The organism is Pantoea sp. EKM21T, assembly GCF_011800405.1.
GTDB classification, from domain to species: Bacteria; Pseudomonadota; Gammaproteobacteria; order Enterobacterales; family Enterobacteriaceae; genus Pantoea; species Pantoea agglomerans.
The window spans coordinates 377894-401586 of record NZ_JAALFV010000006.1 but is presented as its reverse complement, the minus strand read 5'-3'; the positions used below and the strand labels follow the sequence as shown (position 1 = coordinate 401586).

27 protein-coding genes are annotated in these 23693 nt (G+C 55.4%); 8 read left to right on the top strand and 19 right to left on the bottom strand.

What is annotated here, in order from left to right:
* The 9 genes from HFD87_RS14970 to fkpA all read right to left on the bottom strand — a co-directional run.
* A partial coding sequence (locus HFD87_RS14970) for a GTP-binding protein (protein WP_240323539.1) occupies window positions 1-311 on the bottom strand: 311 nt, incomplete at its 3' end.
* A 68-nt stretch (window positions 312-379) separates the two neighbouring features.
* Window positions 380-2494 (bottom strand): elongation factor G, encoded by a 2115-nt coding sequence (gene fusA, locus HFD87_RS14965; RefSeq protein ID WP_010253020.1) that lies wholly within the window; start codon window positions 2492-2494, stop codon window positions 380-382.
* A gap of 90 nt (window positions 2495-2584) precedes the next feature.
* On the bottom strand, window positions 2585-3055 hold the full coding sequence (rpsG, locus tag HFD87_RS14960; RefSeq protein WP_003852909.1) for a 30S ribosomal protein S7: 471 nt from the start codon (window positions 3053-3055) through the stop codon (window positions 2585-2587).
* A gap of 96 nt (window positions 3056-3151) precedes the next feature.
* Window positions 3152-3526, bottom strand: coding sequence for a 30S ribosomal protein S12 (rpsL, locus tag HFD87_RS14955; protein ID WP_003852912.1), 375 nt, complete (start codon window positions 3524-3526; stop codon window positions 3152-3154).
* Between the two features lie 124 nt (window positions 3527-3650).
* On the bottom strand, window positions 3651-3938 hold the full coding sequence (gene tusB, locus HFD87_RS14950; protein ID WP_010253026.1) for a sulfurtransferase complex subunit TusB: 288 nt from the start codon (window positions 3936-3938) through the stop codon (window positions 3651-3653).
* A gap of 9 nt (window positions 3939-3947) precedes the next feature.
* On the bottom strand, window positions 3948-4307 hold the full coding sequence (gene tusC / locus HFD87_RS14945) for a sulfurtransferase complex subunit TusC (RefSeq protein WP_010253027.1): 360 nt from the start codon (window positions 4305-4307) through the stop codon (window positions 3948-3950).
* Window positions 4307-4693, bottom strand: coding sequence for a sulfurtransferase complex subunit TusD (gene tusD, locus HFD87_RS14940; protein ID WP_010253028.1), 387 nt, complete (start codon window positions 4691-4693; stop codon window positions 4307-4309). The genes tusC and tusD overlap by 1 nt, the downstream gene beginning before the upstream one ends.
* Window positions 4693-5415, bottom strand: coding sequence for a transcriptional regulator (locus HFD87_RS14935; protein WP_010253029.1), 723 nt, complete (start codon window positions 5413-5415; stop codon window positions 4693-4695). Before HFD87_RS14935 ends, tusD begins: the two co-directional genes overlap by 1 nt.
* A 166-nt stretch (window positions 5416-5581) precedes the next feature.
* Complete coding sequence (gene fkpA / locus HFD87_RS14930; protein WP_010253030.1) at window positions 5582-6427, bottom strand: FKBP-type peptidyl-prolyl cis-trans isomerase; 846 nt, start codon at window positions 6425-6427, stop codon at window positions 5582-5584.
* 269 nt (window positions 6428-6696) lie between these two features.
* On the opposite strand from fkpA, the gene HFD87_RS14925 reads away from it, so the two are divergent.
* Window positions 6697-6915, top strand: coding sequence for a SlyX family protein (locus HFD87_RS14925; protein ID WP_010253031.1), 219 nt, complete (start codon window positions 6697-6699; stop codon window positions 6913-6915).
* 95 nt (window positions 6916-7010) lie between these two features.
* Here HFD87_RS14925 and slyD read toward each other — a convergent pair whose 3' ends face one another.
* The 4 genes from slyD to kefG form a co-directional block, all read right to left on the bottom strand.
* Window positions 7011-7577: a peptidylprolyl isomerase gene (gene slyD, locus HFD87_RS14920; RefSeq protein WP_010671583.1), complete on the bottom strand. Its 567-nt coding sequence runs from the start codon at window positions 7575-7577 to the stop codon at window positions 7011-7013.
* Between the two features lie 197 nt (window positions 7578-7774).
* A complete protein-coding gene (locus HFD87_RS14915; RefSeq protein ID WP_010253033.1) occupies window positions 7775-7969 on the bottom strand; it encodes a YheV family putative zinc ribbon protein in 195 nt (64 codons plus the stop codon).
* 23 nt (window positions 7970-7992) lie between these two features.
* Window positions 7993-9798 (bottom strand): glutathione-regulated potassium-efflux system protein KefB, encoded by a 1806-nt coding sequence (gene kefB, locus HFD87_RS14910; RefSeq protein WP_010253035.1) that lies wholly within the window; start codon window positions 9796-9798, stop codon window positions 7993-7995.
* Window positions 9799-10350 carry a glutathione-regulated potassium-efflux system ancillary protein KefG gene (gene kefG / locus HFD87_RS14905; protein ID WP_010253037.1) on the bottom strand — a complete coding sequence of 184 codons (552 nt, stop codon included), beginning with the start codon at window positions 10348-10350 and terminating at the stop codon, window positions 9799-9801. It abuts the gene before it with no gap.
* A gap of 112 nt (window positions 10351-10462) precedes the next feature.
* Between kefG and HFD87_RS14900 the strand changes: the two genes are divergently transcribed.
* Complete coding sequence (locus HFD87_RS14900) at window positions 10463-12367, top strand: ABC transporter ATP-binding protein (protein ID WP_010671582.1); 1905 nt, start codon at window positions 10463-10465, stop codon at window positions 12365-12367.
* A 32-nt stretch (window positions 12368-12399) separates the two neighbouring features.
* Here HFD87_RS14900 and tauD read toward each other — a convergent pair whose 3' ends face one another.
* Genes tauD through tauA form a run of 4 tightly spaced genes read right to left on the bottom strand, consistent with a single transcriptional unit; the run spans window position 12400 to window position 15814 of the window.
* A complete protein-coding gene (gene tauD, locus HFD87_RS14895) occupies window positions 12400-13239 on the bottom strand; it encodes a taurine dioxygenase (protein ID WP_010253043.1) in 840 nt (279 codons plus the stop codon).
* Window positions 13236-14063, bottom strand: a complete 828-nt coding sequence (tauC, locus tag HFD87_RS14890; RefSeq protein WP_010253046.1) for a taurine ABC transporter permease TauC — start codon at window positions 14061-14063, stop codon at window positions 13236-13238. Before tauC ends, tauD begins: the two co-directional genes overlap by 4 nt.
* Window positions 14060-14827, bottom strand: coding sequence for a taurine ABC transporter ATP-binding subunit (gene tauB, locus HFD87_RS14885; RefSeq protein ID WP_010253049.1), 768 nt, complete (start codon window positions 14825-14827; stop codon window positions 14060-14062). Before tauB ends, tauC begins: the two co-directional genes overlap by 4 nt.
* A 9-nt stretch (window positions 14828-14836) precedes the next feature.
* The gene (gene tauA, locus HFD87_RS14880; protein WP_010253052.1) at window positions 14837-15814 is read right to left on the bottom strand and encodes a taurine ABC transporter substrate-binding protein; all 978 of its coding nucleotides are present in this window, start codon (window positions 15812-15814) and stop codon (window positions 14837-14839) included.
* A gap of 236 nt (window positions 15815-16050) precedes the next feature.
* Between tauA and HFD87_RS14875 the strand changes: the two genes are divergently transcribed.
* Complete coding sequence (locus tag HFD87_RS14875; RefSeq protein WP_010253055.1) at window positions 16051-17031, top strand: LacI family DNA-binding transcriptional regulator; 981 nt, start codon at window positions 16051-16053, stop codon at window positions 17029-17031.
* Window position 17032: 1 nt separating this feature from the next.
* Here the strand turns inward: HFD87_RS14875 and HFD87_RS14870 are convergent, their stop codons facing one another.
* Window positions 17033-17635, bottom strand: coding sequence for a LysE family translocator (locus tag HFD87_RS14870; RefSeq protein WP_010671578.1), 603 nt, complete (start codon window positions 17633-17635; stop codon window positions 17033-17035).
* A gap of 57 nt (window positions 17636-17692) precedes the next feature.
* Between HFD87_RS14870 and HFD87_RS14865 the strand changes: the two genes are divergently transcribed.
* The 3 genes from HFD87_RS14865 to HFD87_RS14855 all read left to right on the top strand — a co-directional run bounded on the left by HFD87_RS14865 (window position 17693) and on the right by HFD87_RS14855 (window position 19863).
* A complete protein-coding gene (locus HFD87_RS14865; RefSeq protein ID WP_033772981.1) occupies window positions 17693-18709 on the top strand; it encodes a hydrolase in 1017 nt (338 codons plus the stop codon).
* A gap of 4 nt (window positions 18710-18713) precedes the next feature.
* Window positions 18714-18932, top strand: a complete 219-nt coding sequence (locus HFD87_RS14860) for a YheU family protein (RefSeq protein ID WP_010253066.1) — start codon at window positions 18714-18716, stop codon at window positions 18930-18932.
* A gap of 61 nt (window positions 18933-18993) precedes the next feature.
* Window positions 18994-19863: a phosphoribulokinase gene (locus HFD87_RS14855; protein WP_167423600.1), complete on the top strand. Its 870-nt coding sequence runs from the start codon at window positions 18994-18996 to the stop codon at window positions 19861-19863.
* 355 nt (window positions 19864-20218) lie between these two features.
* Here HFD87_RS14855 and HFD87_RS14850 read toward each other — a convergent pair whose 3' ends face one another.
* On the bottom strand, window positions 20219-20623 hold the full coding sequence (locus tag HFD87_RS14850) for an OsmC family protein (RefSeq protein ID WP_010253071.1): 405 nt from the start codon (window positions 20621-20623) through the stop codon (window positions 20219-20221).
* Between the two features lie 303 nt (window positions 20624-20926).
* Here HFD87_RS14850 and crp point away from each other — a divergent pair, with 303 nt between their 5' ends.
* Window positions 20927-21559 (top strand): cAMP-activated global transcriptional regulator CRP, encoded by a 633-nt coding sequence (crp, locus tag HFD87_RS14845; protein ID WP_003852956.1) that lies wholly within the window; start codon window positions 20927-20929, stop codon window positions 21557-21559.
* 57 nt (window positions 21560-21616) lie between these two features.
* Entirely contained in the window at window positions 21617-23692 is a 2076-nt protein-coding gene (locus tag HFD87_RS14840; RefSeq protein ID WP_010253083.1) for a YccS/YhfK family putative transporter, read from the top strand.
* The last annotated feature ends 1 nt before the right edge of the window (window position 23693 follow it).

Sequence of the window (23693 nt, the reverse complement as noted above, 5' to 3'; positions counted from 1 at the left end):
AGGATCGCGCCGTCCATCTGCGCAGCACCGGTGATCATGTTTTTCACATAGTCGGCGTGGCCTGGGCAGTCAACGTGCGCATAGTGGCGAGTCGGGGTTTCATACTCAACGTGTGAAGTGTTGATGGTGATACCACGTGCTTTCTCTTCTGGTGCGTTATCGATCTGATCGAATGCACGAGCCTGGCCGCCGTAAGTTTTAGACAGTACGGTGGTGATAGCTGCAGTCAGGGTGGTTTTACCGTGGTCGACGTGACCGATGGTGCCCACGTTTACGTGCAGTTTGTTACGCTGAAATTGCTCTTTCGCCATGGCGATAATTCCTTACGTTGTGCCTTCACCATCTGGGTGAAGGCATCAGTTCAAATTTAAACCGTAGCTTATTTGCTACGAGCTTCAATAACGGCCTGCGCTACGTTGTTTGGCGCATCGTCATACTTCAGGAACTCCATGGAGTAAGAAGCACGACCTTTGGTCAGAGAACGCAGCTGAGTTGCGTATCCGAACATCTCAGACAACGGAACTTCAGCGTGAATCTGAACGCCAGTAGCGTTAGATTCCTGCCCTTTGAGCATACCACGACGACGGCTAAGGTCACCGATGACATCACCCGTGTTCTCTTCTGGCGTTTCAACTTCAACCTTCATGATAGGCTCAAGCAGAACAGGTGTCGCTTGTTTAAAGCCTTGTTTGAAGGCAAGAGACGCGGCCAGTTTAAACGCCAGTTCTGAGGAGTCGACATCGTGGTAAGAACCGAAGTGCAGACGCACGCCCAGATCCACAACCGGGTAACCAGCCAGAGGGCCTGATTTCAGCTGCTCCTGGATACCTTTGTCAACCGCAGGGATGTATTCACCAGGAATCACACCACCTTTGATGTCGTTGACAAATTCGTAGCCTTTCGGGTTCGAACCTGGCTCCAGTGGGTACATGTCGATAACAACATGGCCATACTGACCACGACCACCAGACTGCTTGGCGTGTTTACCTTCAACATCGGTAACTTTGTTGCGAATCGCTTCACGGTAAGCAACCTGTGGTTTACCCACGTTTGCTTCAACGTTGAACTCACGCTTCATACGGTCAACGATGATGTCGAGGTGCAATTCACCCATACCGGCGATGATGGTCTGGTTAGATTCTTCATCAGTCCATACGCGGAATGATGGGTCTTCTTTTGCCAGACGGCCCAGAGCCAGACCCATTTTTTCCTGGTCAGCTTTGGTTTTTGGCTCAACGGCGATAGAGATTACCGGCTCCGGGAACTCCATGCGCTCAAGGATGATGACGTTATCTGGGTCACACAGGGTGTCACCAGTGGTCACATCTTTCAGGCCGATCGCAGCTGCGATATCACCCGCACGAACTTCTTTAATCTCTTCACGCTTGTTAGCGTGCATCTGAACGATACGGCCCAGACGCTCACGGTTTGACTTAACCGGGTTGAACACGGTGTCACCCGTGTTAACAACACCAGAGTAAACGCGGAAGAAGGTTAAGTTACCCACGAACGGGTCGGTAGCGATTTTGAACGCCAGTGCAGCAAACGGCTCGTTGTCATCAGAGTGACGAACAGCCGGCGTGTCTTTACCGTCGTCCAGCATACCGTTGATCGCGGTAACGTCAGTCGGTGCTGGCAGATATTCAACAACTGCATCCAGCATCGCCTGAACACCTTTGTTCTTAAATGCAGAACCACAGGTTACCAGGATAATTTCGTTGTTCAGAACACGCTTACGCAGAGATGTTTTGATCTCTTCTTCAGTCAGTTCTTCACCACCGAAGAATTTCTCCATCAGCTCATCAGAGCCTTCAGCAGCGGCTTCAACCAGCTTCGCATGCCATTCTTCAGCCAGTTCCTGCATATCAGCTGGAATATCTTCGTAGACGAAGGTTACACCCTGGTCTGCGTCGTTCCAGTTGATTGCTTTCATTTTCACCAGGTCAACAACACCGGTGAATTTCTCTTCTGCGCCGATAGCCAGCTGCAGAGGAACTGGAGTTGCGCCCAGACGAACTTCCATCTGTTTAACAACTTTCAGGAAGTTAGCACCCATGCGGTCCATTTTGTTAACGAACGCAATGCGTGGAACTTTATATTTGTTAGCCTGACGCCATACGGTCTCAGACTGTGGCTGAACGCCACCAACTGCACAGTAAACCATTACCGCGCCATCAAGCACACGCATAGAACGTTCAACTTCGATGGTGAAGTCAACGTGTCCTGGGGTGTCGATAATGTTTACGTGGTGTGGTTCAAACTGCTTGGCCATACCAGACCAGTAACAGGTGGTCGCAGCGGAGGTGATGGTAATACCACGTTCCTGTTCCTGCTCCATCCAGTCCATGGTTGCTGCGCCGTCATGTACTTCACCGATTTTGTGGTTTACACCGGTGTAGAACAGAACGCGTTCGGTAGTGGTAGTCTTACCGGCGTCGATGTGCGCACTGATACCGATATTACGGTAGCGGGCAATGGGTGTTTTACGAGCCATTTGATTCCTCTGATTCTCGGACGTTCAAGGTAAGTCGACCCCAGCGGGTTGGCTGATTGAGCGCCCGCTGGTTTAACAACTACGTGGTGATTACCAACGGTAGTGTGCGAACGCCTTGTTGGCTTCTGCCATGCGGTGAACGTCTTCACGTTTCTTAACTGCTGTACCTTTGTTCTCTGCAGCATCAGAAAGTTCGTTCGCCAGGCGAAGAGCCATTGATTTATCACCGCGTTTACGAGCAGCATCTACGATCCAGCGCATTGCCAGAGCATTACGACGAACCGGACGGACTTCTACTGGTACCTGATAAGTAGAACCACCAACGCGACGTGACTTAACTTCGACAGTCGGACGCACGTTTTCCAGAGCTACTTCAAAAGATTCCAGCGCGTTTTTACCTGAACGCTGAGCCAGGGTCTCAAGCGCGGTATAAACGATTGATTCTGCAGTAGATTTTTTACCATCTACCATCAGGATATTTACAAATTTGGCCAGCAGCTCTGATCCGAACTTAGGATCTGGCAGAATTTTACGCTGACCAATGACGCGACGACGTGGCATGGAAATACTCCGTTGTTAATTCAGGATTGTCCAAAACTCTATGAGTTTATTTTGACATTTAATTTAAAACGTTTGGCCTTACTTAACGGAGAACCATTAAGCCTTTGGCTTCTTCACGCCGTACTTGGAGCGAGCCTGCTTACGGTCTTTAACACCTGAGCAGTCAAGCGCGCCACGAACGGTGTGGTAACGCACACCTGGCAGGTCTTTTACACGACCGCCACGGATCAGGATCACGGAGTGTTCCTGCAGGTTATGACCTTCACCACCAATGTAGGAGGTAACTTCAAAACCGTTGGTCAAACGCACACGGCAGACTTTACGCAGTGCGGAGTTTGGTTTCTTAGGAGTGGTGGTGTACACACGAGTACAAACGCCACGTTTTTGCGGGCAAGCTTCCAGCGCCGGCACGTTGCTCTTTGCAACTTTGCGGACGCGTGGTTTGCGAACCAGCTGGTTAACTGTTGCCATTAAATAGCTCCTGGATTTGCTTTTGCTTCGTAAACACGTAATAAATCGCCTCGTAGAATTACGAGGAGGCAGAATTTTAGGGCTGAGTCAAAGGGGTGTCAAGAAATAACCAGGTTTTAGCCGATTACCAGACCATTTGTTGCTGATGCCTGATCGTTAGCGTGACAAACCCAGTATAGTCTACTGACTGCACACGGGTCGAAATTTGTCCAGCGAGACCGCGAGCCTGGACATCTTCGTCCAGCACCCAGAGCGTCGCTTCGCTCTCTGACAGTCGCATCAATGCGTGGCTGCCAGCTAAAGCGGCCAGCACGCCATCCTGCAATAGCAGCAGGTCATCACCCGCACCCGCCATTAAAAGCAGGCTCTCAAGGTCACAGTGTGCCGGTGAGTGCAGTAACGTATGCAGCATTAACGTCTCTTAAAAAGTAAGAATGCGATCGTAGCTGGCCAGCGTCTGTCGCAGCGCCGGCGCGTCCAGTAGCGTAACATCCAGCAACCGGTCAGCGTCAACCTCTAATCCACGCGCTATCAGCGATGTCCGGCAGAGATAGCAGTGTTCAATCTCATACAGTGCCAGCACGCCAAAGGTCGCGGCATAGTGACGGCTCTTAATCGTCTCAGGTTGCTGGTGCAGATTAAGTTGCAGCACGCCATCACCGATAAAAAACAGGCCGATATCCTCACTGAGCGCGCCCGTGGCCAGCGCGGCATCCAGCCCCTCACGTCCTGCGCTGCTGCCGTGCGGCGCCCGGGTAAAGACAAACGCGACCCGATTCATCAGAACTGCACCATGCGTTCACAGCTCAGCGCCGCTTCCGCCAGCGCGCCCAGCCCACTCAGGGTAAAGCCCGGCTGCAGGTTACTGCCCGCCAGCTGGAGTCGTGCCGCTTCCTGCTGGTCGCTGACGCCACGACGCAGCGCGGCCGCCACACAAATATTCAGTGCCACACCCTGCTCCTGATGCAATGTCTGCCACGCGCGCACCAGATCAAACTCATCACTGGCGGGCGACGTCAGTTGGTTAGCGTTCAGCACCCCTTCGCGATAGAAGAAAACGCTGTCAAGCTGATGGCCTGCCGTCAGCAGTGCGCGGGCAAACAGCCAGGCACTGGTCGCCTGTTGCGTACCGTAAGCCGGTCCGGTGACCAGCAGGGTGTAACGCATTACCGCTCCTGCCCCTGGAAGTCGCCATTTTTAAACTGACGGATGTAGAGATAGACGGTGTGTTTGGAAATATTCAGCCGATCGGCCACCTGGTTGATGGCATCCTTGATGTCGAAGATCCCCTTCTCATACAGGTTCAGCACAATCTGACGATTCTTGGCGTTGTTCGATACATTACGATCAGCACTCACCTCTTCAATGGTGAACTCCAGCGTCTGCATCACCAGATCGTCTACCGAACTGGCGAAGTTGACGTTGGAGTCAACCTGCTGCATCTCGGGCGGCATAAAGGTCGACATGATCTGTGAGAACGGCACATCAAGGTTCATGTTGATGCAGAGCAAGCCAATGACCCGCTGCTGACGGTTACGAATCGCAATCGTGACTGATTTCATCAGCACGCCGCTTTTGGCACGTGTGAAGTAGGCACGGGAGACATTACTGTCCGCGCCATGCATATCATGCAGCATACGCAGGGCTAAATCGGTAATAGGCGAACCGACTTTACGTCCAGTGTGTTCACCATTAGCGATACGCACGGCCGAACACTTAAGATCTTCAAGCGAATGCAGGACAATTTCACAATGCGAACCGATCAACATCGCCAGGCCATCCACGACAGCCTCGTACGATTTCAGAATATCGTAATCACTTTGTTCGAACGGGCGCTGCTCCAGAAGATCGAAGTCGCTCAGTTCACCCGGATTGAATGGATTAGACATTGAAGAGTATCACCCTGAATGGCTGGAGCCTGTCACAGCGGCTTATGGGCAGACTCAATATTGGGATAATTAGGCAGGCATTAGTCTGGCAAATGTCGTCGGCTTATGCCAGAGGTTTGTCGTGAAGCCGAAATGAAACCGCCGCCCGGAGGCGGCGGTCAGCAGATTACTGCGCTTTTTCTGCAGCAGCAGGCGCTGGAGCCTGTGCTTTTTCATCTGCCTTTGGCGCTGGTTTGATATCAAGCAGCTCGACATCAAACACCAGGGTGGAGTTAGCCGGGATGCCCGGAACGCCATTTTTGCCGTAAGCCAGATTTGGTGGGATAACCAGCTTGATCTTGCCGCCTTTCTTCACGTGCTTCAGACCTTCAGTCCAGCCCGGGATGACACCATCCAGACGGAATGAAAGTGGCTCGCCACGGGTATAAGAGTTGTCGAATTCAGTACCGTCAATCAGCGTACCTTTGTAGTTTACCACTACAGTATCGCTGTCTTTAGGTGCGTCGCCGGTACCCTCTTTCTCAACTTTATACAGCAGGCCGCTTTCGGTTTTCTTCACGCCGCTCTCTTTAGCAAATTTGGTTGCGTAAGCTTCGCCCTTTTCAGAGTTCTCTTTCGCATCTTTTTCCATTTTCGCTGAGGCTGCGCCTTTCACGCGGCCTTCAAAGGATTGCAGCGTCTGCTCAATCTCTTCATCAGAGAGTTTGCTCTTGCCACCAAATGCATCCTGAACACCAGCGATCAGCTGCTGCTTATCCAGTTTGATGCCCAGTTTTTCCTGCTCCTTCAGGGAGTTGTCCATGTAGCGACCCAGCGAAGCACCCAGCGCGTAGGCAGACTGCTGGTCTTCATCTTTGAAGGCAGCATTTTTCGGTGCCTGAGGCGCAGACTGTGGCGCGGCGGCTGGTGCAGCCTGTGGCGCCGCAGCGGTATCTGCCGCCATTGCCAGCGGAGCATTCAGCGCAACAGCCATGGTGGTAGCTAACAATGTGACTTTAAACAGTGATTTCATCCATTCTCCAAAACCGAAGCGTCTAACCTCGGGAAACATTGCGGACTTCAGGGTCCACACTATAACTTTACGTGGCAGTGTCGAACACTCCCACAATGTAATTACCCGGTTAACCTCCGACCTTTATAACATCGGGAAGTTTCATCAGAGATGATGCCGCGCTGCCTTTTTTCAAGCGCAACGCCTCCGGGCGTGAAAAAAACAGGTGATTCCTGGCATTCAGATCGTAGAATCACGCCCCGAGTCGCACCTTAACAGAGGAACAGGTCATGCAACAATCTGAGTGGGAACAGCGTCTGGAGACGCTGGAGAGCAAACTGGCCTTTCAGGAGATGACTATCGATCAGCTGAACAGCGCGGTCGTTCAGCATGAGCTGGAGATGAATAAGATGCGTGAGCAGATGCGCATTTTAACCGACAAGCTCAAAGCGAATGCGCCATCGATCGTCGCCTCACAATCTGAAGAGACGCCACCACCGCACTACTGATCGCGGGCTATCTGGCCCCGGCTTACCCGGGCAGAACCAGAATACGCGCCAAAAGAAAGGCCACCCGAGGGTGGCCTTGAAAGGTCTGTTGAGACTTAGTGGCTGCAGCCGCAGCCGCCAGTGCCACAACCGCCTTTACCCTGATCATGGTCGTGGTCGTGATCATGGCCGTGATCGTGGTCATGATGATGGCCATCTGCACCGTGAACATGGCCATGAGCCAGTTCTTCCGGCGTGGCTTCGCGGATAGCAACCACTTCAACGTTGAAGTTCAGGTTCTGACCCGCCAGCATGTGGTTACCATCAACCACGACGTGATCATCTTCCACTTCGGTGATTTCTACCGGTACCGGGCCCTGATCGGTTTCTGCCAGGAAGCGCATGCCAACCTGCAGTTCGTCAACGCCCATGAAGACGTCTTTAGGAACGCGCTGCACCAGGTTATCGTCATACTGACCGTAGGCATCGTTTGCCGGGATATGCACGTCAAACTTGTCGCCGGCAATGTGGTTTTCCAGCGCATTTTCCAGACCAGAAATCAGGGAACCATGACCGTGCAGGTAGTCTAACGGTGCACTCACCGGTGACTCGTCAACTAACACGCCGTCTTCTGTACGTACCTGATAGGCCAGGCTTACCACCAGGTCTTTTGCTACTTTCATGATATCTCCTAACCGTTGAGAGCTGAGATCCCGTCTCATTGGTCTATTCTTTCGTGCAATAACACCAACCAGAAAGGTTCGGGGCTGAGTACAAGAGGGTTTTCACTTTCTCTTGCGACTACAGCGTTAATGGCGACAATTGTAACGGAATTCAATCCCGCTGTAAGTCCAGGCGTAAAAAAAGCTGCGCCATTCCGCTACTCAGGATGAAAAATACCGATAACCTGCTCATTAGTGCGAACCTGATCGCGCGCCTGCTTATCGGCCTCACGCATCTGGTGACCACACTTCACGCACTCCACCACATCGACATTATTTTCACGCCACATTGCCAGCGTGTCCTTCTCCTGGCAGTGCGGGCATGTCGCACCAGCAATAAAACGTTTACGCATTAGCTTCTGCCTGTTTAAAGAGGTTATTCATCATCGTCCCAGCCGTCGATCTGCCGCTTTTCGCGCTGCATTTCGCGCTGGAAGATATCTTCCAGTTCACGCCGCGCTTCACGGACGCGCGAAGCCTGCGCGCTTTCAGAGAGATTGGGCATCAGCTCGCGCAGCATCCGCATATCAAGATGGCGGAAATACTGCTGGGCGCGGTGCGCCTGATGCGGATGCATCCCCAGCGTCATCAGCGTTTTACGTCCCAGCTCCAGCGCACTGGAGAAGGTCTCACGCGAGAACTGCGTGACGCCCGCCTGAAGCAGTTCATGCGCTTCTACACGGCCCCGGGCGCGCGCCTGAATCTGCAACTGCGGAAAATGCTGCTGGCACAGATGTACAATCGTCATCACATCTTCGGGCTCGTTACAGGTGATCACAATCGCCTGAGCGCTGGCCGCACCGGCTGCCCGCAGCAACTCCAGTTCGGTGGCGTCGCCGTAATAGACCTTATAGCCATATTTCCGCATCAGACTGACTGCACTGATGTCGCGCTCAAGCACGGTGATGCGTTTGTTGTTCGCCATCAGCAAACGACCCACCACCTGCCCGAAGCGACCAAAGCCCACCACAATCACCTGCGGCTGATCGTCTTCGACAAAGTGTTTCTCTGCCTCGTCATCCGGCTCATTGAAGCGGCGTGCCAGCAGACGATCGATTCCCTTCATCAGCAGCGGCGTAGTCATCATCGACAGGGTCACCGTCACCAGCAGCATCGGCAGTTGATCGCCAGAGAACAGTTTTGCCGAGGAGGCCGCTGAAAAGAGCACAAAGGCGAACTCGCCCCCCTGACTCAGCACGCCAGCAAACTGCTGCCGCTCAGAGCTGCGCAAGCCATAAATGCGCGCCAGCAGATAGAGCACCAGCGTTTTCACCGCCACCAGCGTCACGACACCCAGCAGGATGGTCACAATATGGGTATAGAGCACACCGAGGTTGAGCGCCATGCCAACCGAAATAAAGAACAGGCCCAGCAGTAAACCTTTAAACGGGTCGATGGCGACTTCCAGCTCATGCCGGTACTCGCTCTCTGCCAGCAGGATCCCGGCAATAAAGGTCCCCAGCGCCATCGACAGACCCAGCGCATCCATAAACAGCGCCGAGCCCAGCACCAGCAGCAGCGAAGCGGCGGTAAAGACTTCGCGCACGCCCGACGCAGCGATGTAACGGAAGATAGGCCGCAGCAGATAGCGTCCGCCTACCAGCATGCCGGCAAACGCCAGTACTTTCATGCCGACCTTCATCCAGTCGATATGACCGCTGTCGGTTCCGGCCAGCAGCGGGATCAGCGCCAGGGCTGGGATCACCGCGATATCCTGAAACAGCAACACCGAAAAGCCCAGTTGCCCCGCTTCGCTGCGGTTCATGCCTTTATCCATCATCAGCTGCAGGGCCATGGCAGTCGAGGACATCGCCAGACCAATGCCGCCAATGATCGCCGCCTGCCAGCTAAAGTTGGTCAGCCACAATAAGCCGCCCAGAATCGCCGCTGAGAAGATCACCTGCGCCGCGCCGACGCCAAAAATGGAGCGGCGCAGCGCCCACAGCTTTGCCGGGTTCAGCTCCAGCCCGATAATAAACATCAGGAACACCACGCCGAGCTCAGAGAAGTGCAGAATCTCGTCGACGTCGCTGATAAAGCCTAATCCCCACGGGCCGATAGCGATACCCGCCACCAGATAACCCAGAACTGCACCAATACCGAGGCGCGCCGCCACCGGTACAATCAATACCGCCGCGACCAGATAAATCACCCCGGCGGTCAGCAGCGTTTGCCCTTCCATCTATACCCCTCCATTCGGCAGCGGTGCCGCCAGCCAGTCGCCATAGGCGCGGGCGTAATTTTTCATTAATTCAGGACTCTGACGACGCGCCCAGTAGACGATCATCGGCGGCATCCAGTGCATACGGCACATCTGCGCGGTCAGCTCAAAAGGACGCATAATGTCATTGAGCGAATAGCGGTTCAGACCCTGATGTCTGAAGGCACTTTCCGGTTCTCCGGTGGTGACGACACTGCGCCAGTACTTTCCTTCCAGCGCATTGCCATCCACGCCATTGGCGAAACCGCGCGACAGAACTCTGTCCAGCCACTCTTTCAGCAGCGCCGGACAGCTATAGGTATAGAGCGGATGCTGAAAAATGATGACATCATGTTCACGCAGCAGCTGTTGCTCATGGTGAATATCGATAAAAAAATCCGGATAGGTTGCGTACAGATCGTGCACGGTAACGTGTTCCAGTGCCTGAGCCGGCTGCAGCAGAATCCGATTGGCGATCGAATCCTGTGATTCCGGATGAGCATAAAGCAGCAAAACCCTGGGTGGCTGCGACATCCTTTCCCTCCAAAGCGTCGTCATTGGTGCGGTTTTCCGCTACCATGCACGACGCAGCAAAATCTCATTATGTTGCCAGTAAATTAACATATTCTGACGATACGGCGCTTACATGATTGTCTTCTCAGCCTTACAAATTCGCCGCGGCATCCGCGTCCTGCTCGACAATGCCACCGCCACCATTAATCCCGGCCAGAAGGTCGGGCTGGTGGGTAAAAACGGCTGTGGAAAATCCACGCTGCTGTCGCTGTTAAAAGGTGAAATCACCAGCGATGCCGGTACCGTCACTTTCCCCACTCACTGGGCGCTGGCCTGGGTGAATCAGGAAACCCCTGCGCTGGATAAAGCCGCGCTGGAGTACGTGATTGATGGCGATCGCCAGTTTCGCCAGCTTGAAGCAGAACTGGCGGACGCCAATCTGCGTGACGATGGCAATGCCATCGCGCTGCTGCATGGCAAGCTGGACGCGGTGCAGGCCTGGAGCATCCATGCGCGCGCCTCAAGCCTGCTGCATGGTCTGGGCTTCAGTCAGGAACAGCTGCAACGCCCGGTCAGCGACTTCTCGGGTGGCTGGCGCATGCGCCTCAACCTGGCACAGGCGCTGATTTGCCGTTCCGATCTGCTGCTGCTGGATGAACCGACCAACCACCTCGATCTCGATGCGGTGATCTGGCTGGAGCGCTGGCTGAAGAGTTATGAAGGCACGCTGATTCTGATTTCGCACGATCGTGACTTCCTAGATCCCGTCATCGACAAAATTATTCATATCGAACAGGAGTCGATGTTCGAATATACCGGCAACTACAGCTCCTTTGAGCGGCAGCGCGTCGCCAAACTGGCTCAGCAGCAGTCGCTGTATGAGAGCCAGCAGGAGAAAGTGGCGCACCTGCACAGCTACATTGATCGCTTCCGCGCTCAGGCCACCAAGGCAAAACAGGCGCAGAGCCGCATCAAGATGCTGGAGCGCATGGAGATGATTGCGCCCGCCCATGTCGATAACCCGTTCAGCTTCACTTTCCGCAAGCCGGAGAACCTGCCTAATCCGCTGATGAAGATGGAGAAGGTCACTGCGGGTTATGGCGATCGTATTATTCTCGACGCCATCAAGCTCAACCTGGTCCCCGGCTCGCGCATCGGCCTGCTGGGACGTAACGGTGCCGGTAAATCGACCCTGATTAAGCTGCTGGCGGGTGAGCTGGAGGCGATGGACGGCAAGATGGGTCTGGCGAAAGGGATCAAGCTCGGTTACTTCGCCCAGCATCAGCTGGAGTACCTGCGGGCCGATGAGTCACCGTTGCAGCATCTGTCGCGTATTGCGCCTGAGGTGCTGGAACAGCAGCTGCGCGACTATCTGGGCGGCTTCGATTTCCGCGGCGATAAAGTCACTGAAATCACTGAGCGCTTCTCCGGCGGAGAGAAAGCGCGACTGGTGCTGGCGCTGATTGTCTGGCAGCGCCCTAACCTGCTGCTGCTGGATGAACCCACCAACCATCTCGATCTCGATATGCGCCAGGCGCTGACCGAAGCGTTGATCGACTTCGAAGGTGCGCTGGTCGTGGTATCGCACGACCGACATCTGCTGCGCGCGACCACCGACGATCTCTATCTGGTGCATGATGGCAAAGTGGATGTGTTTGAAGGCGATCTCGAAGATTATCAGAAGTGGCTGAGCGATCTGCAGAAGCAGCAGGCGCAACAGGATGCCGCGCCGAAGCAGGATAACGGCAACAGTGCCCAGGCGCGTAAAGACCAGAAGCGTCGTGATGCTGAACTGCGCACCCAGACGCAGCCGCTGCGCAAAGAGATAGAGAAGCTGGAAAAGCAGATGAGCAAATGGCAGAGCCAGCTGGCCGAAGCCGAAGCTCAGCTCTCAGACAGCGCTATCTATGAACAGAGCCGTAAAGCGGACCTGACCACCGCGCTGCAGCGTCAGGCGGAGAGCAAATCTGCGCTGGAAGAGGTGGAGATGGCGTGGCTGGAAGCGCAGGAACAGCTCGAACAGATTATGGCCTCATAAAAAAATCTCCCCGCGAGCGGGGAGATTCTCTTTTAACGGGGTTTATCGCCCAGCACCGTTGCCCGCTGCATAATGCGCCGGGCAGGATAGTAATCAGCATTGGCATAATGCTGCGTGACCCGATTATCCCAGATAGCCAGATCGTCTGGCTGCCAGCGCCAGCGCACCTGAAACTCCGGTTTGGTGGCGTGCGCAAACAGAAAGCCCAGCACCGCATCACTCTCTTTCTCGCTTAAATCGACGATCCGCGTGGTAAAGCCCTCATTCACAAACAGCGCTTTTTTGCCGCTGACCGGATGGGTGCGGATAACCGGATGCTGCACCGGCGGATGTTTTGCTACCGCCTGCTGCCAGCGCTGATGCTCCTCCTCCGTTTTGCGGTACTTATACTCCTGGAATGACTTTTTGAAATCATGCTCGGCATGGAGACCTGCCAGCAGCTGCTTAAAGGGTTCAGAGAGCGCTTCGTAAGCCGCAATGCCGCTGGTCCAGAGCGTGTCACCCCCCGACTCCGGTAACACCTTCGAGGCCAGCAAGGCGATCGCTGGCGGCGTATCAATAAAGGTGACATCGGTATGCCAGTTGTCATTATCTGGCGGATTATCCTGATGGGTATCCAGCACGATAATCTCCTCGACGCCTTCCGCATGCGGATAGACCGGATGGATATGCAGATCGCCAAAGCGGATTGCCAGCGCGCGGTGCTGTTCCGGCGTTATTTTCTGGTCACGCAGAAACAGCACCTGATGACGAAGCAGGCCATGATAAAGCTGCTCAAACTGAGCATCACTCAATGGGCGAGACACATCCAGGTTTGAGACCTGCGCGCCAATGTACGGGCCAAGCGGGGTAAAACTGAGACGTTCGTTCATGATTGTTCTCCACTCCAGGGCGTCAGACGGCGCTGCAACGCGCGGAGCCCGAGTTCTAAGCTAAAAGCAATAAAGGCGATTACCGCGATACCCGCCAGCACCACATCGGTGGCGAGGAATTCTCCTGCTGACTGCACCATAAAACCCAGACCCCGCGTGGCGGCAATCAGCTCAGCGGCCACCAGCGTTGACCAGCCAACCCCCAGACCGATGCGCAGACCGGTGAGGATCTCCGGCAACGCGCCTGGCAGAATCACCCAGCGCAGCAGTTGCCAGCGGTTAGCCCCCAGCGAGCGCGCCGCACGCAGTCGGACCTGCTGCGTGTTACGCACACCGGCCAGGGTGGAAAGCGTCACCGGCGCGAAAATCGCCAGATAGATCAGCAGGATTTTCGAGGTCTCACCAATGCCGAACCAGATCACCATCAATGGCAGATAGGCGAGTGGCGGAATCGGGCGATAGAGTTCAATCAGAGGATCGAGCAACCCGCGAGCGACCGGGCTGAGGCCCATCAGGATCCCTACAGGAATACCGATGGCGGCAGCGGCAGTCAGCGCAATCAGCATTCGTGTCAGGCTGGCGGCCAGATGCTGCCACAGCGTGGCATCCATAAAGCCCTGCGCGCTGGCAATCAGCAGCAGCTTGCTTAACACCTGCTGCGGCGACGGCAGGAACAGCGGGGCAATCAGGCCCAGCGCGGTCACGCCCCACCAGAGCAGCAACAGCAGAGAGAGACTCAGCATGCTCAGCGTAAAGGCGGTTGAAAACGGCCAGCGCAAACGACGGCGCACCGGCAGAGACTTGTCATTGATGAGTGCACTCATGCAAACGCCTCCCGCTGATCAAAGACCCGGCTCAGCACATACTCGCGCTGGGCGATAAACTGCGGATCGGATTTGATGCTGCGGCACGACTCTCCCGCGGCAAAGCGCTGACCAAAGCCAGGACGCAGCCGCTCTACGATGCGGCCCGGTCCTGGCGACAGCAGAATCAGTTCGCTGGCCAGGAAAATCGCCTCTTCTATGTCGTGCGTAATCAACAGAATCTGTTTACCGCTGTCGCGCCACAGCGTCAGCAGCAGGGTTTGCATCTGCTCTCGGGTAAAGGCATCCAGTGCGCCGAAAGGCTCATCCAGCAACAGCAGTTGTGGATCGGTAGCCAGCGCGCGCGCAATGCCCACCCGCTGACGCTGACCGCCGGACAACTGCCAGATGGCGCGCTTTTCCGCGCCCTCCAGCCCCACCTGCCTGATTAACCGGCGGGCAATCGTGTCGCGATCCGGGCGTGACATCCCCGCCAGCTGCAGGCCAAAGGCGACGTTATCCAGCACATTGCGCCACGGCAGTAATCCTTCATGCTGAAACACCACGCCGCGCTCCGCACCAGGCCCGGTCACCGGCTGGTTATCCAGCGTGATGCTGCCCGACTCCACCGGCAGGAAACCGGCAACCAGATTGAGCAGTGTGGTTTTGCCGCAGCCGGAGGGGCCGAGCACCACCAGCAGTTCATGGCTATCCAGCTGCAGATTGATATCCTGCAACACCGGCTGTCCGGCATAACGGGCATTAAGGTGAGCGATGCGCAGCATAGTGCCTCCTTAAGGTTTAACTAATGGCTCGACGAAACGGGAGGTCACATAGCTGCTGTAGTCGTTATCCGCCTGCGGCACCCGGCCCTGTGCTTTCAGAAACTGCGCGGTATCGACGATCGCTTTATTGACCGGTTTGCCCAGTTGCTCAACCTGCTGCTGCGCCGTGAGGTAGGTATTGCCCTTCACCAGACCGGGCACCTGTGCTTCCGGCACACCGCTGAGGCGAGAGAGTTTGCTGAGGTTATCGGACTGCTTCAGCCAGCTGTCGGGGCTGTTCAGGTAGGCCTGCTGCGCGTCAAGCGCGCTGCGGGCAAAAGCAGTCACGATCTCCGGATGCTGCTGAGCAAAATCTTTGCGTACGACCCAGACATCCAGCGTCGGCGATCCCCAGCTTCCCACTTCCGCAGAGTCGGTTAACACCTTGCCCTCTTTTTCCAGCTCATTAACCGCCGGTGCCCAGACGTAAGCGCCATCAATGTCGCCACGCTGCCAGGCAGCAATAATCGCTGGCGGCTGCAGATTGACCAGCTGTACCTGTGACGGTTTGATGCCCCAGTGTTTCAGCGCAGCCAGCAGGCTGTAGTGGGTGGTAGAGATGAACGGCACCGCGATGCGTTTGCCAATTAAATCTTTGGGCGTAGTGATGTTCTTCTTCACCACCAGCGCTTCAGAGTTGCCCAGCTGAGAGGCGAGTAAAAAGGCTTCAATCGGCAGCTTCTGCGCCGCCGCGACCGCTAACGGGCTGGAACCGATATTGCCAATCTGGACGTCACCGGACGCCATCGCACGTAATACCCCGGCGCCGCTGTCAAATTTGCGCCAGTCAACGCTGGCCCCGCTTTCTTTCGCAAAGCTGTTGTCAGCCTGCGCCACTTTCGCCGGCTCAGCCGAGGTCTGGTAAGCCACGGTGACATTGACCGCATCAGCCCGAAACGCCAGCAGCGCCAGCGCTGCGGCTAAAAAAGTTAAACGTGTTGCTGCCATGATCACTACCCCACCGTTTTTATAGTGGAGGCAGTGTCTCTGCGCGCTATAGTTTCATAAAGGAATTAAAAATTATCCCTAATAGAAATAAGTTCTTAGATCACTATCTGCAAAACAAAGTCAAAAATCGCAAATGCTGAAAATAGCTAAAGTAAGCAAAAATGTCAGGCGCTCACATTGTCCCTGTGCTATTCATATGCGTTCCCAATTATTGCCTGTTAAGGTTTCTGAATCCGATGTCGATCGAGAAAGTCGCTCAGCTGGCTGGCGTCTCCAAAGCCACGGTATCGCGGGTTCTCAACGCGCATCCCGGCGTGAAGCCCGATACGCGTGAGAAAGTTCTGGCGGCAATCTCTGCCTGCGACTATCAGCCCAACTTACTGGCGCGTCAGCTGCGTACGTCGCAAAGCAACATGCTGCTGGTGCTGATCTCGGATATCACCAATCCCTTCTGTTCACGCGTGGTTCAGGGCATCGAGGCCGAAGCGGAACTGCACGGCTATCACATCCTGCTCTGTAACTCCGCCTCGCAGCTCCAGCGTGAAGCCGCTTATCTCTCCCTGCTGACCGGAAAAGTGGTCGATGGCGTGATTACGATGGATGCGGCCTCCGGTTTACAGGATTTGCAGGCGCTCATTGCCGGGGCGCCCTGGGTGCAGTGCTGCGAATTTGATCCGGATATTCCCGCCTCCTCGGTCAGCATTGATCACCTTGAAGCCGCGCGCGACACCGTCCATTACCTTGCCGGTAAAGGGCGTAAACGCATCGGGCTGATCAATGGCGACATGCGTTACCTTTACTCACATCATCGTGAAAAGGGCTACCGGCAGGCGATTGAGGAGCTGGGGTATGCGTGGTCCGGCGTCTCCTACACTTACGAAATCTCCTGTGAGGCGGGCAGTCAGGGGCTGAGGGAGTTGATGGCGCTGCCGGAACCGCCGGATGCGGTGTTTGCGGTTTCAGATGTGCTGGCGGTAGGCGTGGTGCATGCGGCGCTGGAAGCGGGTCTGCGCGTGCCGGAAGATCTGGCGGTGGTCGGGTTTGATGGCGTGTCGTTTACCCGCAGCCTGAATCCGCCGCTGACGACCATCGAGCAGCCGATGAACCAGCTGGGCGCGCGTAGCGTGCAATTGCTGCTGCAGAAGATCCGCAATCCTAATGCGCCAGTCATCCGCGAGGTGCTGCCCTGGACGCGCGTTGAACGCGCATCCAGCTAATTTAGTGCCAGATTAACAGCACGCAGGCGGCGGTCAGCAGCCCCATGGCGAGGTTAAAAATTTTCCAGGCGCGACGGCTGCGCAGAATGCGGCCGATCATCGCACCAAATCCCATCCAGATAACACCCGATACCAGATTAACCAGAAACATGCCGATGCTTATCGCCATCACTGAATGGCGATATGCGTCACCGGCCAGGCTGAAGCTGGCGACCGCGCCCAGCGCCATCAGCCAGGCCTTGGGATTGATCAACTGCAACAATCCGCCCTGCCAGAAGGGCATCGGCGCATCCGGCGCCTGATCGGTTTCCAGCTTCTCATAACTGGCAGTAGCGATTTTCCATGCCAGCCAGAGCAGATAGAGGCTACCGGCGATTTTCAGCACCAGGTGCAGCGAAGGATAGAGCAGGATCAGCCCGCCGACGCCAAAGGCCACCATCAGCAGCATCACCTGCATTCCGATCATGATGCCAATCATCAGCGGAATGGTGCGCATAAAGCCAAAATTAGCGCCCGAGGCGGTGAGTAACATATTATTAGGCCCGGGCGTAATGGCCGCGACCCAAAGAAATCCCAACATTGATAAGAAAAGACTCAGTTCCATGGCAATCGGGTACTCCTTACCCTGCAAGAAAAAACTTATCGAAGCTAACAGTGTGATATGGAACAGACAAGCTTTTACCACATGAAATTTACCGGACCGGAAAACGAGCACTTCACGCCTCCTGAGAGTCTGCGTAACGCGCACCTGCAGACCCTGCTGCCGCGCCTGCTACGTCGTCGTATCACGGGCGATCCCCACTGGCAACGTCTCGACCTGCCGGATGGCGACTTCGTCGATCTCGCCTGGAGTGAAGATCCGCAGTTCGCGCAGCATAAACCGCGCGTGGTGCTGTTTCATGGGCTGGAAGGCAGTTTTCATAGCCCCTATATTCATGGACTGATGGCGATCTGCCATGCGCGCGGCTGGCTGGCGGTGGTGATGCATTTTCGCGGCTGCAGCGGCGAACCGAATCGGCTCAACCGCATCTATCACTCCGGCGAAACCGAAGATGCCCGCTTTTTTCTGCACTGGCTGCGCACCCGCTGGGGCCGCGTGCCCACCGCCGCGGTCGGTTTCTCGCTGGGCGGTAACATGCTGGGCTGCCTGCTGGGCCAGCAGGGCGCAGCCGCTGAGGTAGACGCGGGCGTCATTGTCTCCGCTCCGCTGCTGCTGGAGCCCTGTAGCGTAAAACTGGAACGCGGCTTCTCACGCGTCTATCAATACTATTTGCTGGCGCAGCTCAAGAAAAATGCCCGCCGCAAACTGCACGCCTGGCCGGATACGCTGCCGGTCAATCTGGCGCAGCTGAAAGCGCTACGGCGACTGCGCGACTTTGATGATGCCATTACCGCCCGCGCCCACGGTTTTCTGGATGCGGCCGATTACTATCATCGTGCCAGCGCCATGCCCTGGCTGAAGCACGCAGAGAAACCGCTGCTGATCATTCACGCCAAAGATGATCCTTTTATGAGTGATGAGGTGATCCCGCACAGCAGCCAATTATCTGCCACTATTACTTATCAACTGACACCACACGGCGGCCATGTAGGTTTTGTTGGTGGGACATTACGCCAGCCTGAAATGTGGCTGGAACAGCGTATCCCCCAGTGGATCGCCCCTTTTCTGGATAACTGAACTCGTGATTATTCCCTGGCAACAGGTCTCACCTGAGACCCTTGAAAATCTGATTGAAACCTTTGTGCTGCGCGAAGGCACGGACTATGGCGAGCAGGAACGCAGCCTGATCGACAAGGTGGCCGATGTGCGACGTCAGCTGGAAACGGGTGAAGTGGTACTGGTGTGGTCGGAACTGCACGAATCGGTCAATATCATGCCGCGCAAAGAATTTCGTGGCTGATGCACCCAACGGCATTTCGTGTTAACAATGCCTATTGCCCGACCTCACAGGGAGCTTTTCTATGTCTGCACGTCATCCCATTATCGCGGTGACTGGTTCCAGCGGCGCAGGGACCACCACCACCAGCGTGGCGTTTCGCAAAATCTTTCAGCAGCTCGATCTTCATGCGGCGGAGCTGGAAGGTGACAGTTTTCACCGCTTTACCCGCCCTGAAATGGATATGGCGATTCGTAAGGCGCGCGATTTAGGACGTCATGTCAGCTACTTCGGCCCGGAAGCCAATGACTTTGGCCTGCTGGAGCAGAGCTTTAAAGAGTATGGTCAGAGCGGACAGGGCCAGTCGCGTAAATATCTGCATACCTATGATGAAGCAGTGCCGTGGAATCAGGTGCCCGGCACCTTTACGCCGTGGCAACCGCTGCCGCAGAACACCGATATTCTCTTCTACGAAGGGCTGCACGGCGGCGTGGTAACGGCGCAGCACAACGTAGCAGAACAGGTTGATCTGCTGGTTGGCGTGGTGCCGATTGTGAACCTGGAGTGGATACAGAAGCTGGTGCGCGACACTGGCGAGCGCGGCCATTCACGTGAAGCGGTCATGGATTCGGTAGTGCGCTCGATGGAAGATTACATCAACTTCATCACACCACAGTTCTCACGCACTCACCTCAACTTTCAGCGCGTCCCGACGGTCGATACCTCAAACCCGTTCGCTGCCCGCGCTATTCCGTCACTGGATGAGAGCTTTGTGGTGATCCACTTCCAGGCGCTGGAAGATATCGACCTCCCCTACCTGCTGGCGATGCTGCAGGGCTCGTTTATCTCGCACATCAATACGCTGGTGGTGCCTGGCGGCAAAATGGGTCTGGCGATGGAGTTGATCATGGGTCCGCTGGTGAAGGGGCTGATGGAAGGCAAACGAATAGAGTAAGAGGCCAAAAGGGCCTTTCCAGACTAATGCCAATGCCAATGCCAATGCCAATGCAGGATGAATATGACAGCAGCGAAAAAGCTTAACACGCAGGGAACCGGGTCAGAAGAGGAAAGCGTCCCGCGCCAGGGACGGCGCGGGCCGAGCGGCCAGGGATTGGCTTAAGCGACTTTCCGATCTGACCCGGTTCCCAGCGCAGGCACAGTCTGACAGCGGACCGACACAAACCGCTCTGACCCTGTTCAATACGCAGGCACAGTATCAAAGCGGATTCCCGGCCCAGGCACAGTCCTAAAGCAACCTGCATCAGATACTGGAAGTGAAGTTAGCAGGTCTGCAATAACCCCTGCGGGTACTAAAGTTCGATCACTTCATAGCTATGCGTAATATTGACGCCTTTACCCAGCATGATGGCCACAGAGCAATATTTTTCAGCAGAAAGATCCACAGCACGTGAGACCGCTTTATCCTGGAGGGCTTTGCCACTCACGATAAAATGCAGGTTGATGTGCGTAAAGATTCGCGGCGCCTCTTCACGACGTTCTGAGGTCAGTTTTACTTCACAATCAGCCACATCGTTTCGGCCTTTTTGCAGAATTGATACCACGTCAATCGCGCTGCATCCGCCCGCCGCCATCAGCACCATCTCCATTGGGCTGGGCGCTTTATCACCCGAATTTCCATCCATCAGTATCTGATGGCCGGATGAGGATTCTCCGAGGAATGTCAGCCCTTCTACCCATTTCACTCTTGCCTGCATGATTTTTGCTCCGGAATACGCTGTTTTGTCGCCAGAGTACGCTTTCGCCTGGTAAACAGCAATCCAGAGAAATCCGCCCGTAGCTGAAGCGAGACAACAGAAGACAGTCGGCAAAAGCTGTGCTACAAACAGTGCTGAAAATATTTTTCGTCACCCGATGACGAAGCCGGGAAGGATGATGCGCACTGCGCCTGATGCGGCCCGAATAATTTCCTGAAATGGAAACGCTTGAAGCTTTCACCGCCTGACAGGGAAAACTGCCCCCTGTATTTTGGGCACGATTACAACAGAGGATAATAGCGAATGGTTCTCGGCAAACCGCAAACAGACCCTACACTCGAATGGTTCCTGTCCCATTGCCATATTCACAAGTATCCATCCAAAAGTACGCTGATTCACCAAGGTGAAAAAGCAGAAACGCTTTACTACATCGTGAAAGGTTCCGTTGCGGTTCTGATTAAAGATGAAGAAGGCAAAGAGATGATTCTTTCCTACCTGAATCAGGGCGATTTTATTGGTGAACTTGGCCTGTTCGAAGAAGGCCAGGAGCGCAGCGCCTGGGTACGTGCGAAAAGCGCGTGCGAAGTGGCGGAAATTTCTTACAAGAAATTCCGTCAGCTGATCCAGGTTAACCCTGACATCCTGATGCGACTCTCATCGCAGATGGCGCGTCGCCTGCAGGTGACGTCTGAAAAAGTGGGTAACCTCGCTTTCCTCGACGTAACCGGACGCATTGCACAGACCCTGCTCAACCTGGCGAAGCAGCCAGATGCCATGACGCATCCCGACGGCATGCAAATTAAAATCACTCGTCAGGAAATTGGCCAGATTGTTGGTTGTTCACGTGAAACCGTGGGCCGTATTTTGAAGATGCTGGAAGATCAGAACCTGATCTCCGCACACGGCAAAACCATCGTCGTTTACGGCACCCGCTAATTCCTGTCACCCACGGCGTGATGGCAACATCACGCCGTTATTGTTTGTGTTGGGCCGATGTGGCGTCGAATTATTTACCATCCTGAAGTTAACTACGCCTTGCGGCAAACGCTGGTGCTCTGTCTGCCAGTGGCGCTGGGCTGGCTGGCTGGCGACCTGCAAAAAGGTCTGCTGTTCTCATTAGTGCCCGCCTGCTGCAACATCGCCGGTCTGGATACCCCGCATAAACGCTTCTTCAAACGCCTGATTGTTGGCGGCAGCCTGTTTGCCCTCGGCAGCTTTCTGATGCAGTGGCTCACCCTGCATGCTATTCCGCTGCCGCTGATCCTGTTTGCCATGCCCTTATTGCTCGGCGTTACCGGGGAGATCAGCCCGCTGCATGGCCGTCTGCTGCCCGGCACCCTGATTGCCGCCATCTTTACCCTGAGCCTGATTGGCCGCATGCCAATCTATGTTCCCCCGCTGCTCTATATCGGCGGCACGCTATGGTACGGGCTCTTTAACTGGTTCTGGTTCTGGCTGTGGAAAGAGCAGCCAATGCGCGAAAGCCTGAGCCTGATCTACCGCGAGCTGGCTAACTACTGCGACGCAAAATATACCCTGCTGACGCAGCTGACCGATCCGGAAAAGGCGCTGCCGCCGCTGCTGGCTCGCCAGCAGAAAGTGGTCGATCTGATTAACACCTGTTATCAGCAGATGCATATGCTGTCGGCAAGCCGCGATCACAGCCATAAACGGCTGACGCGCGCCTTTCAGGTGGCGCTGGATCTGCAGGAACATATCTCGGTCAGCCTGCATCGGCCGGAAGAGGTGCAGAAGCTGGTCGAACAGAGCCACGCCGAAGCGGTGATCCGCTGGAATGCCAAAACCATCTCGGCCCGGTTGCGGGTGCTGGCGGATAACATTCTCTATCACCAGCTACCCGATCGCTTTGCGATGGATAAACAGCTCGGCGCGCTGGAGAAAATCGCCCATCAGCATCCCGACAATCCGGTGGGTAACTTCTGTCTTTACCACTTCAACCGCATCGCGCGGGTCCTGCGCACCCAGAAACCCCTTTATCAGCGCGATCTGATGGCTGACCGCCAGCGCCGTCTGCCGCTGTTACCGGCGCTGCGCAGTTATCTCTCTTTTCGTTCATCGGCCCTGCGCACTGCCGGCCGCTTTGCGGTAATGCTGATGCTGGGCAGCGCGCTGGCGCTGTTCTTCAACATCCCCAAACCCTACTGGATCCTGATGACCATCATGTTCGTCAGCCAGAACGGCTACAGCGCTACCCGTGTCCGCATTCAGCACCGGGCGCTGGGCACTTTTGCCGGTCTGGTGATCGCGGCCGCCACGCTGCGCATGGCGGTGCCGGAGTCGCTGGTGCTGCTGATCATGCTGGCAATTACCTTTATCAGCTATCGCTTTACCCGCCAGTTTTATGGCTGGTCGATGATTGGCTTTACGGTCACGGCGGTTTACTCGCTGCAATTGCTGTCGCTGAATGGCGCGCAGTTTCTGCTGCCGCGACTCATGGATACGCTGATGGGTTGTCTGATCGCCTTTGGCGGGATGCTCTGGCTGTGGCCGCAGTGGCAGAGCGGCTTGCTGCGGCAGAACGCCCATGACGCACTGGAAACCTATCAGGATGCGCTGCGGCTGTTGCTGGGTGACGAACAGTCACCAGAGAAACTGGCTTATCAGCGGGTGAAGGTCAATCAGGCACACAATGCGCTGTTTAACTCACTGAATCAGGCGATGCAGGAACCCGCGTTCAACTCCCGCTATCTGAGTGATATGCGGCTTTGGGTCACGCACAGTCAGTTTATCGTCGAGCATATCAACGCTATGACGATTCTGGCGCGGGAGCACACCATGCTCACTGCCTCGCTGGCTGAGCGTTACCTGCAATCCTGTGAAATCGCGCTGCAGCGGTGTCAGCAGCGGCTGGAATATGATGGTGAAAGCTCACAGGTTAACCTGCTGGATGAGCTGGAGAACATCAGTGAGGGACCGATCACGGTGGTGGAGCAGCATGTGCGGCGCATTCTCGATCATCTGAGCGTGATGTACACCATTTCATCGCTGGCGTGGAACCAGCGGCCGCAACATGGCCGCTGGCTGATCAGACGCTTACGTAAAAACTAAG

Bases quoted from the DNA above. Each gene is read 5' to 3' on its own strand.
- fusA (WP_010253020.1), bottom strand. From the start codon at position 2,494: ATGGCTCGTAAAACACCCATTGCCCGCTACCGTAATATCGGTATCAGT.
- rpsG (WP_003852909.1), bottom strand. From the start codon at position 3,055: ATGCCACGTCGTCGCGTCATTGGTCAGCGTAAAATTCTGCCAGATCCT.
- rpsL (WP_003852912.1), bottom strand. From the start codon at position 3,526: ATGGCAACAGTTAACCAGCTGGTTCGCAAACCACGCGTCCGCAAAGTT.
- tusB (WP_010253026.1), bottom strand. From the start codon at position 3,938: ATGCTGCATACGTTACTGCACTCACCGGCACACTGTGACCTTGAGAGC.
- tusC (WP_010253027.1), bottom strand. From the start codon at position 4,307: ATGAATCGGGTCGCGTTTGTCTTTACCCGGGCGCCGCACGGCAGCAGC.
- tusD (WP_010253028.1), bottom strand. From the start codon at position 4,693: ATGCGTTACACCCTGCTGGTCACCGGACCGGCTTACGGTACGCAACAG.
- HFD87_RS14935 (WP_010253029.1), bottom strand. From the start codon at position 5,415: ATGTCTAATCCATTCAATCCGGGTGAACTGAGCGACTTCGATCTTCTG.
- fkpA (WP_010253030.1), bottom strand. From the start codon at position 6,427: ATGAAATCACTGTTTAAAGTCACATTGTTAGCTACCACCATGGCTGTT.
- HFD87_RS14925 (WP_010253031.1), top strand. From the start codon at position 6,697: ATGCAACAATCTGAGTGGGAACAGCGTCTGGAGACGCTGGAGAGCAAA.
- slyD (WP_010671583.1), bottom strand. From the start codon at position 7,577: ATGAAAGTAGCAAAAGACCTGGTGGTAAGCCTGGCCTATCAGGTACGT.
- HFD87_RS14915 (WP_010253033.1), bottom strand. From the start codon at position 7,969: ATGCGTAAACGTTTTATTGCTGGTGCGACATGCCCGCACTGCCAGGAG.
- kefB (WP_010253035.1), bottom strand. From the start codon at position 9,798: ATGGAAGGGCAAACGCTGCTGACCGCCGGGGTGATTTATCTGGTCGCG.
- kefG (WP_010253037.1), bottom strand. From the start codon at position 10,350: ATGTCGCAGCCACCCAGGGTTTTGCTGCTTTATGCTCATCCGGAATCA.
- HFD87_RS14900 (WP_010671582.1), top strand. From the start codon at position 10,463: ATGATTGTCTTCTCAGCCTTACAAATTCGCCGCGGCATCCGCGTCCTG.
- tauD (WP_010253043.1), bottom strand. From the start codon at position 13,239: ATGAACGAACGTCTCAGTTTTACCCCGCTTGGCCCGTACATTGGCGCG.
- tauC (WP_010253046.1), bottom strand. From the start codon at position 14,063: ATGAGTGCACTCATCAATGACAAGTCTCTGCCGGTGCGCCGTCGTTTG.
- tauB (WP_010253049.1), bottom strand. From the start codon at position 14,827: ATGCTGCGCATCGCTCACCTTAATGCCCGTTATGCCGGACAGCCGGTG.
- tauA (WP_010253052.1), bottom strand. From the start codon at position 15,814: ATGGCAGCAACACGTTTAACTTTTTTAGCCGCAGCGCTGGCGCTGCTG.
- HFD87_RS14875 (WP_010253055.1), top strand. From the start codon at position 16,051: ATGTCGATCGAGAAAGTCGCTCAGCTGGCTGGCGTCTCCAAAGCCACG.
- HFD87_RS14870 (WP_010671578.1), bottom strand. From the start codon at position 17,635: ATGGAACTGAGTCTTTTCTTATCAATGTTGGGATTTCTTTGGGTCGCG.
- HFD87_RS14865 (WP_033772981.1), top strand. From the start codon at position 17,693: ATGGAACAGACAAGCTTTTACCACATGAAATTTACCGGACCGGAAAAC.
- HFD87_RS14855 (WP_167423600.1), top strand. From the start codon at position 18,994: ATGTCTGCACGTCATCCCATTATCGCGGTGACTGGTTCCAGCGGCGCA.
- HFD87_RS14850 (WP_010253071.1), bottom strand. From the start codon at position 20,623: ATGCAGGCAAGAGTGAAATGGGTAGAAGGGCTGACATTCCTCGGAGAA.
- crp (WP_003852956.1), top strand. From the start codon at position 20,927: ATGGTTCTCGGCAAACCGCAAACAGACCCTACACTCGAATGGTTCCTG.
- HFD87_RS14840 (WP_010253083.1), top strand. From the start codon at position 21,617: ATGTGGCGTCGAATTATTTACCATCCTGAAGTTAACTACGCCTTGCGG.